The sequence below is a fragment of the Saccharothrix coeruleofusca genome, from assembly GCF_014648515.1.
In the GTDB taxonomy this organism is placed as follows: domain Bacteria; phylum Actinomycetota; class Actinomycetes; order Mycobacteriales; family Pseudonocardiaceae; genus Actinosynnema; species Actinosynnema coeruleofuscum.
The window spans coordinates 19,784-33,025 of record NZ_BMRG01000025.1; the positions used below are offsets into that span (position 1 = coordinate 19,784).

The window sequence follows — 13,242 nt, forward strand, 5'->3', positions numbered from 1 at the left end:
CCACCACCCCGCACGACTCGAACCCGGCATCGGGGTCCAGCACCACCAGGCGGTGGTCCTCGGCGTCCTCGGGTTCGCCCCGCTCGGCCAGCAGCGCGCCGATCTGGTCGAGGTCGCGCGGTTGCGCGGTGCGCAGCAGCATCCGGGCAGTGTGGCCGGATCGCGACGGGCCCGGCCAGCGGATTTCAACCGCCCGCGCGGGCCGTTCAGCAGTGGGTGGGCGGCACTTCCGGGGGACGACCGCGTCCCTCGTCGTACCGCCCACCCACGCCTGCCGCGGGTTGATCAGACCGAGGCCAACAGCCACCGCTCACTGCTCGCGCCGTGGCAGTCGTATTGAACAATGGGGACGTTGTTGTCCGAACTGCGCTGGAAGACGTCGACACATCGGCCCGACTGCACGTTCCTGATGAGTCGGTGGCCGGGTACGGATGAGGGCTGGAGGGTCCACCGCTGGCTGGGGGCGTAGTGGCAGTCGTATTGGACCAGTCCGACATCGTTGCCGTTGTTCTGCTGGTAGATGTCCACGCACTTGTCGGTCATCTTGCTCCTGATGGCGTGCTCGCCATTTCCTCGGTCCTCGAGGTACCACTGCCGACTCGACGGCAGTTCGGCGCAGTCGAACTGCACGATCCGGGCGTCGTTGTTCCAAGAACGCTGGTATATGTCCCAGCACTTCCCGGTCTGGTCGTTGACCATCGCGTAGTAGTCGTGCTGGATCTCCGCCTGCGGTTCCTCCTCGGCGGCCGAGGCGAGGCCGTGAGGAGCGAACGCGAGGCCGAGCAGAGCCGCCGCGGAGAGCGTGAACCGGACGACGGACTTCACCATGTCGGGCAACCTTTCGCTGGGCGCATCGGGACTCTCGGAGCGAGAAGCCGATGCGAGACTGCGCCGAAAGTCCGGTCGCCGCAAGGCGTGCGCGTGATTTCACTCCCCACTGCCACCTGTCGAGGAACCGACCGCTGAACACCCCGAGGGGCGACCTCGCTCCGTAGTCGAGAATAATCGGATGAGTGACACGGTCGAGTGGGCTATTGCGAGGTGGGCGCGGAACGGCAAAATTCAATCCGAATGCTTTTGCTCGCCACCGCGATCATTTCAGCCGATCGACCTCCGAGTGCCGGTGCCCCTGGTTCGATTCGCCGGTTCGGGCCGGGCTCCGGGCGGTGCCGGGGAAGCGGATCTCAGCCGCGCCCGCGCAGACCCTCCAGCAGCAGGTCCAGCACCCGACCCGCGCGGACCGGGTCGTCGGTGGCCAGGAAGGCGCCGCTGATGCCGGTCAGCACGTCGACCGGGTCGACCTCCGGGCGCAGCACGCCCTGGTCCGCGCCCGCGTCCAGCAGCGTGGCGATCGCCTCGACCAGCCGTTCCAGGGAGTGCGCGTAAGGGGCCGCGCCGGAGGAGACGACCGCGCGCAGGGCGTCGGCCAGTCCCCGCTTGGTGGCCCGGTAGCCGAGGAAGCGGTCCATCCACGCCCGCAGCGCCTGGTCGGCGGGCAGCGCGCCGAGCAGTTCGGGGGCGGCGTCGCACAGCTTGTCCAGCTCGGCCCGGTAGACGGCCTCGGCCAGGGCTTCGCGGGTGGGGAAGTGCCGGTAGAGGGTGCCGATGCCCACGCCCGCCCGCTTGGCGATGGACTCCAGCGGCACCTCCGCGCCCTCCTGGGAGAACGCCTGCAGGGCGGTCGCGAGGAGGCGGTCGCGGTTGCGCCGGGCGTCGGCGCGCAGGGGGCGGGGGCTGGCGGCCTGCACGGCTCCTCCTGGAGGGTGTGACGCAGCTCGCGATGCTAAGTGGAGACTCCTCCGCTTACCGTCGAGTTAACGGAGGAGCCTCCGGTTCAGTGTAGGGCAGGGGATGGAGCACATGACCGAGCACATCAGCACCCCGTTCACCGCGGAGTCGACCGCCGCGCAGGTCGTGGCGGGCATCGACCTGACGGGTCGCCGCGCGGTGGTCACCGGGGGCGCCTCGGGCATCGGGGTGGAGACCGCGCGGGCGCTGGCGGGCGCGGGCGCCGACGTCACCCTGGCGGTCCGCGACATCGCGGCCGGGCAGCGCGCCGCCGCCGAGATCACCGCCGACACCGGCAACGGCCGCGTCGTGGTCGCCCCGCTGGACCTGACCGACCGGGCCTCCGTCGCGGCGTTTACCGCCAACTGGGACGGGCCGCTGCACGTCCTGGTCAACAACGCGGGCGTCATGGCCACGCCGCACACCCGCACGGCCGACGGCTGGGAACTGCAGTTCGCCACCAACCACCTCGGCCACTTCGCGCTGACCAGGGGCCTGCACCGGGCACTGGCCAGCGAGGGGGCGCGGGTGGTGTCGGTCAGCTCCTCCGCGCACCTGTGGTCGCCGGTGCTGTTCGAGGACGTCCACTTCACCGAGCGCCCGTACGACCCGTGGCTGGCCTACAGCCAGTCCAAGACCGCGAACGTGCTGTTCGCCGTCGAGGCGACCCGGCGCTGGGAGGCCGACGGCATCACGGTCAACTCCCTGATGCCCGGCGCGATCGAGACCAACCTCCAGCGCCACCTCGCGGAGGAGGAGCTGCGGCAGCTGCGCTCCGTGCTGGAGGCGCGGGGCATGCGGTGGAAGACGCCGCAGCAGGGCGCGGCGACCTCCGTGCTGGTGGCCACCTCGCCGCTGTTGGAGGGCGTGGGTGGGCGGTACTTCGAGGACTGCGCCGAGGCCCTGCCGCACCAGCCGGGCACCAGCCGCGGCGTGGCGGCCCACGCCCTGGACCCGGAGACCGCCGCCCGGCTGTGGGAGGTCTCGGAGAAGATCCTCGCGGGCTGAGCCCGCCGGTCCCCGCCGCGCGATAATCCGCTCGCGGTCCCACCCGGCCGCCACGCACAATCCCGCCCATGTCCTGGCTCCCGCACGACTTCGCCCACCCCACCCGCGTCGACATCGGCACCGGGCACCACCTGCGCCCGATCCGCGAGTCCGACGCCGACCGGGACTACCCGGCGGTGATGGGCTCGCGGGAGCGGCTGTGGGCGTTGTACGGCCAGGTGTGGGGCTGGCCGCCCGCCACGATGACCCCCGAGCAGAACCGCGCCGACCTCGCCCGGCACGAGCGGGAGATCGAGGCGCACGAGTCGTTCAACTACGTGCTGTTCGACGCGGAGGAGAGCGCGGTGCTGGGCTGCGTCTACATCGACCCGGAGGGCGAGGACGCGCTGATCTCCTGGTGGGTGGTCGACGAGCACGCGGGCACCGACCTGGAACGCGCCCTCGACGCGTTCATCCCCCGGTGGATCGCCCGCGACTGGCCGTTCGCCAACCCCCGCTACGGCATCTGACCGGTCAGGTCCCGCGAGCGGCGGGGAGCGGGCAGGCCGCCGCCCGCGGCCGTGGCGGCGGATGGGAGGATGGACACTCGTGAAGACCTTCGACGAGCTGTTCGCCGAGCTGAGCGAACGCGCCCGCACCCGCCCCGAGGGGTCCGCCACCGCCGCCGCGCTGGAGGCCGGGGTCCACGCGCAGGGCAAGAAGGTGCTGGAGGAGGCGGGCGAGGTCTGGATCGCCGCGGAGCACGAGTCCGACGAGCGCCTGGCCGAGGAGATCTCCCAGCTGCTGTACCGGGTGCAGGTGCTGATGCTCGGCCGCGGTCTGACCCTCGAAGACGTCTACAAGCACCTGTGATCCTGGAAGTCGCCCCGCTCGACGTCCGCCCCGGCCTGGAGGGGGACTTCGAGCGGGCCTTCGCCCAGGCACGGGAGGTCATCGCCGCCTCTCCCGGCTTCGTGGGCCTGGAACTGCAGCGGTCGGTGCGGCGCCCCGGCCGGTACCTGCTGCTGGTGCGCTGGCGGACCCTGGAGGACCACACGGTCGGCTTCCGCCAGGGACCGCTGTACCCGCGCTGGAAGGCGCTGCTGCACCACTTCTACGACCCGTTCCCGGTCGTCGAGCACTTCCGCCCGGTCTGACCGGCGGCCTCGGGCGGTCAGTCGGCCCGGTCCAGGACCGTCTCCGAGCCCGCGTCCGGCTCCGGCCAGCCGGGGTAGGGCGGCGGGGTGCCGTCCCAGGCAGGGCAGCGCACCTTGTGGTCGCAGTAGTCGCACAGCCTGCTCCGGTTGGGCCGGAAGTCGCCGGTGCGCGCCGAGCGCAGGATGGCCTCCCAGATCGCCTCCAGGGTGCGCTCGAACCGGGCCAGCTCGGCCTCGTCGGGCGTGTAGGCCAGCGCCTGCCGATCGGCCAGGTACATCAGCCGCAGCTGCCGGGGCACCTGACCGCGCAGCCGCCACAGCACCAGCGCGTAGAACTTCATCTGGAACAGCGCCTTGGCCTCGCCGACCTCCCTCGGCGCGGCCCCGGTCTTGTAGTCCACCACCCGGATCTCACCGGTGGGGGCCACGTCCACGCGGTCGACGTAGCCGCGCAGCAGCACCCCCGAGGGCATCTCCCACTCCACCAGCAGCTCGCGCGACTCCGGGTCGAACCGGCGCGGGTCCTCCAGTCCGAAGTAGCCCTCCAGCAGGCTCTCCGCCGAGGCCAGCCAGGCGGCCTGCTCGTCGGCCTCGTCGGCGGTGAACAGCTCGGCGAACTCCGGGCGCTCCGCGCGCACCCGCTCCCAGGCCGGGGCCACCAGCTCGCGGGCCCGCTCGGGCAGCCGCTCGGCGGCGGGCAGGCTGAACAGGTCCTCCAGCACCGCGTGCACCACCGTGCCGCGCACCTGCGCCTTCGTCGGCTTCTCCGGCAGCCGGTCGACCGCCCGGAAGCGGTACAGCAGCGGGCACTGCTTGAAGTCACCCGCGCGCGAGGGCGACAGGGCCGGCCTGCGCACGGGTCGTTCGGTGGTCGTCGGCACTGCCATGCCAGCACGATATGCCACCCCACCGACAAGACCCGCGTGCCGCTCGGCGCCGCGTTCGACACCGCGTTCAACACCGCGGCCTGACACCGGGGCCCCTAGGCTTCCCCCGTGGCGAGCACCGGGAGTTGGCGTCGGCAGGCGGGCCGCGACGGCGGACTGCCGCTGTTCCGCGCGGCGGGGGTGCCGGTGCTGCTGGCGCCCTCGTGGTGGCTGGGGTCGGCGGCCATCGTGGTGCTCTACGCGCCGCTGGCGAGCCGGATCTCACCGGACGCGAGCGGGCTGGCCGGCGTGCTGCTGGCCGCCACCTTCGCGGTGTTCCTCGGCTTGTCCGTGCTGGCCCACGAGCTGGGGCACTGCCTGGTGGCGCTGCGGCTGGGCCTGCCGGTGCGCAGGCTGCGGCTGTTCCTGCTGGGCGGGGTGTCCGAGGTCATGCGCACCCCCGGCAAACCCGGCCACGAGGGTTTGGTCGCCGTCGCCGGACCGGTGGTGTCGGTGGTGCTCGCGGGCGCCTTCGGCCTGGCCGCGCAGGCCATGCCCGTGCGCGACGCGGTGTGGCTGCTGGTCGCGCAGACCGCGTTCGCCAACGCCGCGGTGGCGGTGTTCAACCTGCTGCCCGGCCTGCCGCTGGACGGCGGGCGCATCCTGCGCGCGGGGGTGTGGGCGCTGACCGGCCACCGGGCCTCGGGCACCAGGGCCGCGGTCGTGGGCGGCGGTGTCGTGGCCGCGCTGCTGGTGGCCTGGGCGGTGTGGGGCGTGCTGGAAGGCACCGAGGACCGCTGGCTGCGCTTCGGGGCGTGCCTGCTCACCGCGTGGTTCGTGGTCGCGGGCGCGCGCGGCGAGCTGTCCGCCGAGCGCAGGCGCGCCTGGCCGGAGGGGCTGACCCTGGGCGAGCTGGTCCGCCCGGTGCTGCAGCTGCCCGCCGAGAGCCCGGTGTCCGGGGCGCTGTCGGCCTCCGCCGGGCGCGGCGTGGTGCTGGTGCGCGCCGACGGGGTGGCCGCCGGCCTGCTGGACCGGGAGCTGGCGCGCAGGCTGGCCAGCACCTCCCCGCACGCGCCCGCAGAGCAGGCCGCGGTGCCGATCCGGCCGGAGACCGTGCTGCTGGAGAACGAGCCCGGCGACGAGGTGGCCGAGCGCGTGCACGGCACCGCCGCCTGGGAGTACCTGGTGGTGGACCTGGAGGGGCGGCCCGCTGGCGTGCTGCGCCGGGAGGACCTCAAGGCCGCGCTGAACCGCCGCTGAGCAGCCCGGCGTCCTGCGCCAGGATCGCCGCCTGCACCCGCGACCGCAGGTCCAGCTTGGCCAGCACGCGGGAGACGTGCGTCTTCACCGTGGTCTCGCCGATGTGCAGCCTGCGGCCGATCTGGTGGTTGGACAGCCCCTCGCCCAGGCAGCGCAGCACCTCCAGCTCCCGCTCGGTGAGCGCGTCCAGGTTCGCCGGGCGGGCGCGCGGCGCCGCCGAGGCGAACTCGCGCATCAGCCGCCGGGTCACGCTCGGTGCGAGCACCCCGTCACCCGCCGCGACCCGCCGCACCGCCTCGACCAGCGCGGGCGCGTCCACCGACTTGAGCAGGAAGCCCGCCGCGCCCGCCCGCAGCGCGCCGTGCACGTACTCGTCGAGGTCGAACGTGGTCAGCACGAGCACCTCGCACACGCCCGCCAGCCGCCGGGTCGCCTCGATGCCGTCCAAGCCGGGCATCCGCACGTCCATCAGCACCACGTCCGGCCGCAGCTCGCGGGCCAGCCGCACGGCTCGCTCGCCGTCGGCGGCCTCGCCGACCACCTCCACGTCGGGGGCCCCGCCCAGGATCATCACCAGGCCCGCGCGGATGGCCGCGTGGTCGTCGGCCACCAGCACCCGGACCGCCCCCGCGCTCACAGCGCCGTCCCCAGGGGCAGCTCCGCCCGCACGACCCACCCGCCGTCCACCGGCCCGGCGCGGAAGGACCCGCCCACCGCGTGCGCGCGTTCGGCCATGCTCACCAGCCCCGTCCCCGTCCCCCGCGCCACGCCGTCGCGCAGCGGGTTGCGCACGACCACCACCAGCCTCCTGACCTGCCGTTCCACCACCAGGGACACCTCCGATCGGGGCGCGTGCTTGAGCGCGTTGGTCAGCGACTCCTGCACGATCCGGTACGCCGCGACGTCGACGGCCACCGGCAGCCCGTCCACGTTCCCGACCACCGCACCCACGCGCAGCCCGCCCGCGCGGGCCGACTCCACCAGCCGACCCACCTCGCCCAGCCGCGCGGTCACCGGCTCGTCCACCGGGTCGTCCGCGCGCAGCACGTCGATCATGGTGCGCATCTCGGCCAACGACCGCAGGCTGTTCTCGCGCACCGACTTCAGCACCGTGCGCACCAGCTCGGGGTCCTTGCCCGGAGCGGACAGCAGCGCCTCGGACTGGATCGCGATGGCCGACAGGTGCCCGGCGACCACGTCGTGCAGGTCGCGGGCCATCCGGGCGCGCTCGGCGCTCACCGCGGCCCTGCGGTCCAGCTCGGCCATCCGGGCCACCCGCTCCGCGCCCTCCCGGTGCTCCCGGATGTTGGCCGCCCACCACACCGGCACGATGAGCAGCGAGAACACCTGGAGCCCCGCGCCGAGCGACTGCCGCCAGTCACCCAGCACCGCCACCACCGCCACCACCGCCACGGTGATCACCGCCACGGCGGCCCTGATCACCCGGTGCAGCCGCCGCGAGCCGTCCAGCGCGGCCACGTGCAGCACGTCGATCATCACCCCGGTCACCGGCAGGCTGGACCCCAGCGCGGTGTCGGCCGCGCAGGCGGCCACCACGACGGCCAGGGCGAGCGGGGGAGCGGTGTGCCGGAACAGCTGCCCGGCGCAGGCCACGCCCAGCAGGGCCAGCCGCACCCCGGTGGAGGCGTGGTCGCCCGAACCCCACATCCGGTCCAGGCCCAGCAGGTAGGCCAGGGCGCCCAGGGCGAAGGACCCGAGCGCCACCAGCACGTCGCGGCGCGTCGAGCGGATCAGCACACCGGTCATCACAGCACACGGCCGGGCCCGGCTCGTCCTACGAAGTGATGACGCGCTGTGGTCCGCTCCGCCGACGACGCGCGTCGTGCGCGGGCGGCACGCTCCACACCGTGGAACCGCTGGTGTGGGTGATCGTGGCGTGCGAGGTCGGCTTCTGGGTGGTGCTGGCGGCGGGGCTGGTGGCCCGGTACGCGCTGCGCAGGCCACGGCTGGGCGCGGTGCTGCTGATGGGCACGCCGCTGGTGGACGTGGTGCTGCTGGTCGCGGCGGCGCTGGACCTGGCCACCGGCGGTCAGGCCCGGACCGCGCACGGGCTGGCCGCCGTCTACCTGGGCTTCAGCGTCGCGTTCGGGCACTCCGTCCTGCGCTGGGCCGACCAGCGCGTCGCCCACCGGTTCGCCGGTGGGCCGCCGCCGGTCAAGCCGCCCGAGCACGGGCAGGCGCGGGTGCGCTACGAGTGGCGGGAGTGGGGCAAGTTCGTGCTGGCCACGGCCGTGGCGGCGGCCGTGGTCGGGCTGCTCACGCTGGTGGCGGGCGACCCGGCGCGCACCGCGCCGCTGTGGGGCCAGCTGGGCGGCCTGGGCGTGGTGGGCGTGATCTGGTTGGTCGGCTGGCCGGTCTGGGTGACCGCGCGCGAGCTCAGCCGAGGCCGCTGACCGGCCGCCGCGGGCCTTCTGCGACCATCGTGCGCTGTTGTTCGCGTGCTTTTAGCAGGAGGTTCGCCGCGGTGAGCACCGCCAGTGGTCCGTTCCAGCCCGGAGACCGGGTGCAGTTGACCGACCCGAAGGGACGGCACTACACCATCGTGCTCGAACCGGGCAAGGAGTACCACACCCACCGCGGCGCGCTGCCGCACGACAAGCTGATCGGGCAGCCGGAGGGGTCGGTGGTGACCTCCGTCGGCGGCACCTCGTTCCTGGCGCTGCGTCCGCTGCTGGCCGACTACGTGCTGTCCATGCCGCGCGGCGCGCAGGTGATCTACCCCAAGGACGCCGCCCAGATCGTCATGTACGGCGACGTCTTCCCCGGCGCGCGGGTGCTGGAGGCGGGCGCGGGCTCGGGCGCGCTGACCTGCTCGCTGCTGCGCGCGGTGGGGGAGAAGGGCAGCGTCACCTCCTACGAGGTGCGCCAGGACCACGCCGACCACGCGGTGCGCAACGTCGAGCAGTTCTTCGGCGAGCGCCCCGGCAACTGGTCGCTGACCGTGGGCGACCTGGCCGACCACGAGGGCGAGGTGGACCGGGTCGTGCTGGACATGCTCGCCCCGTGGGACGTGCTGCCCACGGTGGCCCGCAGCCTGATCCCCGGCGGCGTGCTGGTGGTCTACGTGGCCACCACCACGCAGCTGTCCAAGGTCACCGAGGCGCTGCGCGAGCAGCAGCACTGGACCGAGCCGCAGGCCTGGGAGACCCTGGTGCGGCCGTGGCACGTGGTCGGCCTGGCGGTGCGGCCGGAGCACCGGATGATCGCGCACACCGCGTTCCTGCTGACCACCCGCAGGCTGGCCGACGGCGTCACGCCGCCCCGGCCGCAGCGCCGCCCGTCCAAGGGCTGAGCAGCGAAAACGGCCCGTGCGACGAGCGCACGGGCCGTGCGGCGCGTTCGGTGGGCGGGTCGGTCAGCGCTCGAACTCGAACATGCCGCAGACCTTCCAGTCGCCGTCCTCCTTGACCAGCTTCACCTTCTGCGGCCCGTCCTTGATGAACTCCTTGAGGTCCTCGGGGACGTTGGAGAACTTCGCGTTGACCGTGGCCTGGGCGGTGTCACCGTTCTCGGTGACCTCGCCGAGGGTGTAGGTCGCCTTGATGTCCTTGAGCTTCGAATCCGGCTCGGACGGCGCGGCGATGCCCTCGTCGGTGATCTCGTCGACCTTCTTCCGGTCGGCGGCGCACAGCAGCTCCTTCATCCCGGAGTCCTTCGCGGCCGCGTTGCTGTTGAGCTGCTTGACGTAGGCCTGGGCGGTGTCCTCGGCGCTGCCGCCGCCCATGGTGAGCACCAGCGTGATCACCACGCCGATCACCACCAGCGCGCCGACGCCGCCCAGGACCCAGGGCAGCGGGCTCTTCTTCCGCGGCGGTGCGCCGTAGGGATCGCCGAAACCACCCGGTTGGCCGTAACCGGGCTGCTGGCCGTAGGGGCCGGGGTGACCGGGCTGGCCGTACGGCGGCTGCCCAGGACCGGGCTGACCGGGCTGCCCGAAACCACCCGAGGGCGGCCCGTACCCCGGCTGCTGCCCACCCTGTGGGAAGCCCTGGGGCGGCGGCGGGTAGCCGCCCGGCTGCTGGCCGTACCCCGGCTGCTGACCGAACTGGCCTGGTTGCTGGCCGAATGGGCCAGGCTGCTGGCCGTACGGACCCGGCTGCTGGGGCGGGACGGACATCACGTTCTCCTAGAACTCGCCGCTGGTGGCGTTGGACACTGCCGGGAACACGTCAGTGTGGGACTCGTTATCGGACGCACCGTAGCGGGTAGGCGGTTCCGGCTGACACCGGTATGGAGCAGTTGGTCCGGCCGAGCGAGCGGAATGCGTGATCGCACCACGCCCGACCGGCCAGAGGGTGGCCGCTTTTGTCGGTGATCGCCGGTACCGTTGTCGTACGAACACGGGAGGAGGGTGCCGACATGCAGCACGGTCATCCCGGCAGCCAGCCCGATGAGGGCGGCGAGCTGAACAATGGCAACAACTCTGGTGAGCTGGCAGCGCAGATCAGGTTCCTGGAGGACGAGATCGCGTTGCTGCGCCGCAAGTTGACGGAATCCCCACGACACGTCCGCCTGTTGGAACAGCGATTGGCGGAGGCGACGGAACGCGTCAGCCAACTGACCGAGCGCAACACCAAGCTCATCGACACCCTTCGAGAAGCACGGAGCCAGCTGCTCGCGCTGCGCGAGGAGGTCGACCGCCTGGCCCAGCCGCCCAGCGGCTACGGAGTGTTCCTGAACAGGTTCGAGGACGGCACGGTGGACGTGTTCACCTCCGGCCGTCGGATGCGGGTCTCGGTTTCGCCTGCGGTGGAGGCGTCGTCGCTGGTCATGGGCCAGTCGGTGCGCCTGAACGAGGCGCTGACCGTGGTCGAGGGCGGCGACTTCGAGCGCATCGGCGAGGTGTGCACGCTGCGTGAGGTGCTGGAGTCCGAGGCCGAGGGCTCGGTGGGCCGGGCGCTGGTGGTCGGGCACGCCGACGAGGAGCGGGTGGTCTGGCTGGCGCAGCCGCTGCTGGACGCGCCGCTCAAGGCGGGCGACTCGCTGCTGGTGGACTCGAAGGCGGGCTTCGCCTACGAGCGGGTCCCCAAGGCCGAGGTCGAGGACCTCGTGCTGGAGGAGGTCCCCGACGTCAAGTACACCGACATCGGCGGCCTGGGCAGGCAGATCGAGCAGATCCGCGACGCGGTGGAGCTGCCGTTCCTGCACGCCGACCTGTTCCGCGAGTACAAGCTGCGCCCGCCCAAGGGCGTGCTGCTCTACGGCCCCCCCGGCTGCGGCAAGACGCTGATCGCCAAGGCGGTGGCGAACTCGCTGGCCAAGCAGGTCGCCGCCGCGCGCGGGGACGACCACCGCGAGGCCAAGTCCTACTTCCTCAACATCAAGGGCCCGGAGCTGCTCAACAAGTTCGTCGGTGAGACCGAGCGGCACATCCGGCTGATCTTCCAGCGGGCGCGCGAGAAGGCCTCCGAGGGCACCCCGGTGATCGTGTTCTTCGACGAGATGGACTCGATCTTCCGCACCAGGGGCAGCGGCGTGTCCTCCGACGTGGAGACCACGATCGTGCCGCAGCTGCTGAGCGAGATCGACGGTGTGGAGGGCTTGGAGAACGTCATCGTCATCGGCGCCTCCAACCGCGAGGACATGATCGACCCGGCGATCCTGCGGCCCGGCCGCCTCGATGTGAAGATCAAGATCGAGCGGCCCGACGCCGAGGGCGCGAAGGACATCTTCAACAAGTACCTCACGCCCGACCTGCCGATCCACGCCGACGACCTGGCCGAGTTCGGCGGCGACCCGGCGGCCTGCATCCAGGGCATGGTGCAGCACACCGTCGAGCGGATGTACGAGGAGTCCGACGAGAACCGGTTCCTGGAGGTCACCTACGCCAACGGTGACAAGGAGGTCCTGTACTTCCGGGACTTCAACTCCGGGGCCATGATCCAGAACATCGTCGACCGGGCGAAGAAGGCGGCGATCAAGTCGCTGCTGGACACCAAGCAGCCCGGCCTGTCGGTCCGGCACCTGCTGGACGCGATAGTGGACGAGTTCGCCGAGAACGAGGACCTGCCCAACACCACCAACCCGGACGACTGGGCGCGCATCTCGGGCAAGAAGGGCGAGCGGATCGTCTACATCCGCACCCTGGTGACCGGGAAGAACCAGGAGTCCGGCCGGGCGATCGACACGGCGACCAACACCGGCCAGTACCTGTAGGCCGCGACCGGCGCTCCCCCTTCCCCGCCCGCGCCGGGGGAGGGGGAGTCGCACGTCAGCCCCCGGCGGTGACCAGGCCGGACTCGTAGGCGGCGATCACCAGTTGCGCCCGGTCGCGCGCCTGCAGCTTGTGCAGCAGGCGGCCGATGTGCGTCTTGACCGTCCCGACCGACAGGTGCAGGACCTGGGTGATCTCGGCGTTGGACAGGCCGCGCGCGATCAGCGAGAGCACCTCGCGCTCCCGGTCGGTGACGCCGGCCAGGGTCACCGGCCGCGGCGCGGGCCTGCGACCGAACTCGGCGATCAGGCGCTTGGTCACCCGCGGCGAGAGCAGGGCCTCGCCCGCCGCGACCACGCGGATCGCGGCCAGCAGGTCCGCGGGTGGGGTGTCCTTGAGCAGGAACCCGCTGGCCCCGGCGCGCAGCGCCGCGTAGACGTACTCGTCCAGGTCGAACGTGGTGAGCACGAGGACCTTGGCGTGGTCGCCGTCCCCGGCGATCCGCCGGGTGGCCTCGATGCCGTCCACGCCGGGCATCCGCACGTCCATCAGCACCACGTCCGGCGACGTGCGCCGCACCACCTCGCAGGCCGTCGCGCCGTCGCCCGCCTCGCCCACCACGCGCAGGTCGGGCGCGGAGTCCACCAGGACGCGGAAGCTGCCGCGCAGCAGCGCCTGGTCGTCGACGATGACCACCTCGATCACGTGAACGGCACCTCCGCCAGCACCCGGAACCCGCCCGCGTGCGCCGGGCCGGTGGTCAGCGTGCCACCGTAGAGGTCCACCCGCTCCCGCATCCCGGCCAGGCCGTGCCCGTCCCCTCCCGGCAGCGACCGGCCCCCCGGCCCGTCGTCGGTCACCTCGACCCGCACCGACTCCGCCTCGACGGCCACGGCCACCTCGCACCGCGCGGGCGCGGCGTGCTTGACCACGTTGGTCACCGACTCCTGGACGATCCGGTACACCGCCAGCCCCACCCCGTCGGGCACGTCCCCGCCGCTGACCCGCA

Annotated in this window: 16 protein-coding genes; 8 read left to right on the plus strand and 8 right to left on the minus strand. The window is 72.6% G+C overall.

Annotated elements, in window-relative coordinates; translation table 11 throughout:
• Positions 1-285: 285 nt before the first annotated feature.
• Positions 286-828, minus strand: a complete 543-nt coding sequence (locus tag IEZ00_RS33395; protein WP_189227378.1) for an RICIN domain-containing protein — start codon at positions 826-828, stop codon at positions 286-288.
• Between the two features lie 356 nt (positions 829-1,184).
• Entirely contained in the window at positions 1,185-1,748 is a 564-nt protein-coding gene (locus IEZ00_RS33400) for a TetR/AcrR family transcriptional regulator (RefSeq protein WP_189227379.1), read from the minus strand.
• Between the two features lie 103 nt (positions 1,749-1,851).
• Here IEZ00_RS33400 and IEZ00_RS33405 point away from each other — a divergent pair, with 103 nt between their 5' ends.
• The 4 genes from IEZ00_RS33405 (at position 1,852) to IEZ00_RS33420 (ending at position 3,932) form a co-directional block, all read left to right on the plus strand.
• Complete coding sequence (locus IEZ00_RS33405) at positions 1,852-2,796, plus strand: SDR family NAD(P)-dependent oxidoreductase (protein ID WP_444544480.1); 945 nt, start codon at positions 1,852-1,854, stop codon at positions 2,794-2,796.
• A gap of 68 nt (positions 2,797-2,864) precedes the next feature.
• Positions 2,865-3,305: a GNAT family N-acetyltransferase gene (locus tag IEZ00_RS33410; protein ID WP_189227381.1), complete on the plus strand. Its 441-nt coding sequence runs from the start codon at positions 2,865-2,867 to the stop codon at positions 3,303-3,305.
• Positions 3,306-3,384: 79 nt separating this feature from the next.
• Entirely contained in the window at positions 3,385-3,648 is a 264-nt protein-coding gene (locus IEZ00_RS33415; RefSeq protein WP_209619835.1) for a phosphoribosyl-ATP diphosphatase, read from the plus strand.
• Positions 3,645-3,932, plus strand: a complete 288-nt coding sequence (locus IEZ00_RS33420; protein WP_189227383.1) for an antibiotic biosynthesis monooxygenase family protein — start codon at positions 3,645-3,647, stop codon at positions 3,930-3,932. The genes IEZ00_RS33415 and IEZ00_RS33420 overlap by 4 nt, the downstream gene beginning before the upstream one ends.
• 17 nt (positions 3,933-3,949) lie before the next feature.
• Here the strand turns inward: IEZ00_RS33420 and IEZ00_RS33425 are convergent, their stop codons facing one another.
• On the minus strand, positions 3,950-4,819 hold the full coding sequence (locus tag IEZ00_RS33425) for a RecB family exonuclease (protein WP_189227384.1): 870 nt from the start codon (positions 4,817-4,819) through the stop codon (positions 3,950-3,952).
• A 108-nt stretch (positions 4,820-4,927) separates the two neighbouring features.
• Between IEZ00_RS33425 and IEZ00_RS33430 the strand changes: the two genes are divergently transcribed.
• A complete protein-coding gene (locus IEZ00_RS33430; protein ID WP_189227385.1) occupies positions 4,928-6,058 on the plus strand; it encodes a site-2 protease family protein in 1,131 nt (376 codons plus the stop codon).
• On the opposite strand, the gene IEZ00_RS33435 is transcribed toward IEZ00_RS33430, so the two are convergent.
• Both IEZ00_RS33435 and IEZ00_RS33440 read right to left on the minus strand, forming a co-directional pair.
• Entirely contained in the window at positions 6,033-6,695 is a 663-nt protein-coding gene (locus IEZ00_RS33435) for a response regulator (RefSeq protein ID WP_189227386.1), read from the minus strand. The genes IEZ00_RS33430 and IEZ00_RS33435 overlap by 26 nt on opposite strands.
• Positions 6,692-7,825, minus strand: a complete 1,134-nt coding sequence (locus IEZ00_RS33440; protein ID WP_189227387.1) for a sensor histidine kinase — start codon at positions 7,823-7,825, stop codon at positions 6,692-6,694. Before IEZ00_RS33440 ends, IEZ00_RS33435 begins: the two co-directional genes overlap by 4 nt.
• Positions 7,826-7,926: 101 nt before the next feature.
• On the opposite strand from IEZ00_RS33440, the gene IEZ00_RS33445 reads away from it, so the two are divergent.
• Positions 7,927-8,472 carry a hypothetical protein gene (locus IEZ00_RS33445; protein WP_189227388.1) on the plus strand — a complete coding sequence of 182 codons (546 nt, stop codon included), beginning with the start codon at positions 7,927-7,929 and terminating at the stop codon, positions 8,470-8,472.
• Positions 8,473-8,543: 71 nt separating this feature from the next.
• Complete coding sequence (locus IEZ00_RS33450; protein ID WP_189227389.1) at positions 8,544-9,371, plus strand: tRNA (adenine-N1)-methyltransferase; 828 nt, start codon at positions 8,544-8,546, stop codon at positions 9,369-9,371.
• A 63-nt stretch (positions 9,372-9,434) separates the two neighbouring features.
• On the opposite strand, the gene IEZ00_RS33455 is transcribed toward IEZ00_RS33450, so the two are convergent.
• Positions 9,435-10,196, minus strand: coding sequence for an Rv0361 family membrane protein (locus IEZ00_RS33455; RefSeq protein WP_189227390.1), 762 nt, complete (start codon positions 10,194-10,196; stop codon positions 9,435-9,437).
• Positions 10,197-10,438: 242 nt separating this feature from the next.
• Here IEZ00_RS33455 and arc point away from each other — a divergent pair, with 242 nt between their 5' ends.
• Complete coding sequence (arc, locus tag IEZ00_RS33460; RefSeq protein WP_189227391.1) at positions 10,439-12,235, plus strand: proteasome ATPase; 1,797 nt, start codon at positions 10,439-10,441, stop codon at positions 12,233-12,235.
• A gap of 55 nt (positions 12,236-12,290) precedes the next feature.
• Here the strand turns inward: arc and IEZ00_RS33465 are convergent, their stop codons facing one another.
• Together IEZ00_RS33465 and IEZ00_RS37545 are read right to left on the minus strand one after the other, a co-directional pair.
• On the minus strand, positions 12,291-12,938 hold the full coding sequence (locus IEZ00_RS33465) for a response regulator (RefSeq protein WP_189227392.1): 648 nt from the start codon (positions 12,936-12,938) through the stop codon (positions 12,291-12,293).
• Positions 12,935-13,242, minus strand: a 308-nt coding sequence (locus IEZ00_RS37545) for a sensor histidine kinase (protein ID WP_268248882.1), incomplete at its 5' end; no start/stop codon positions are given. The genes IEZ00_RS33465 and IEZ00_RS37545, both read right to left, overlap by 4 nt.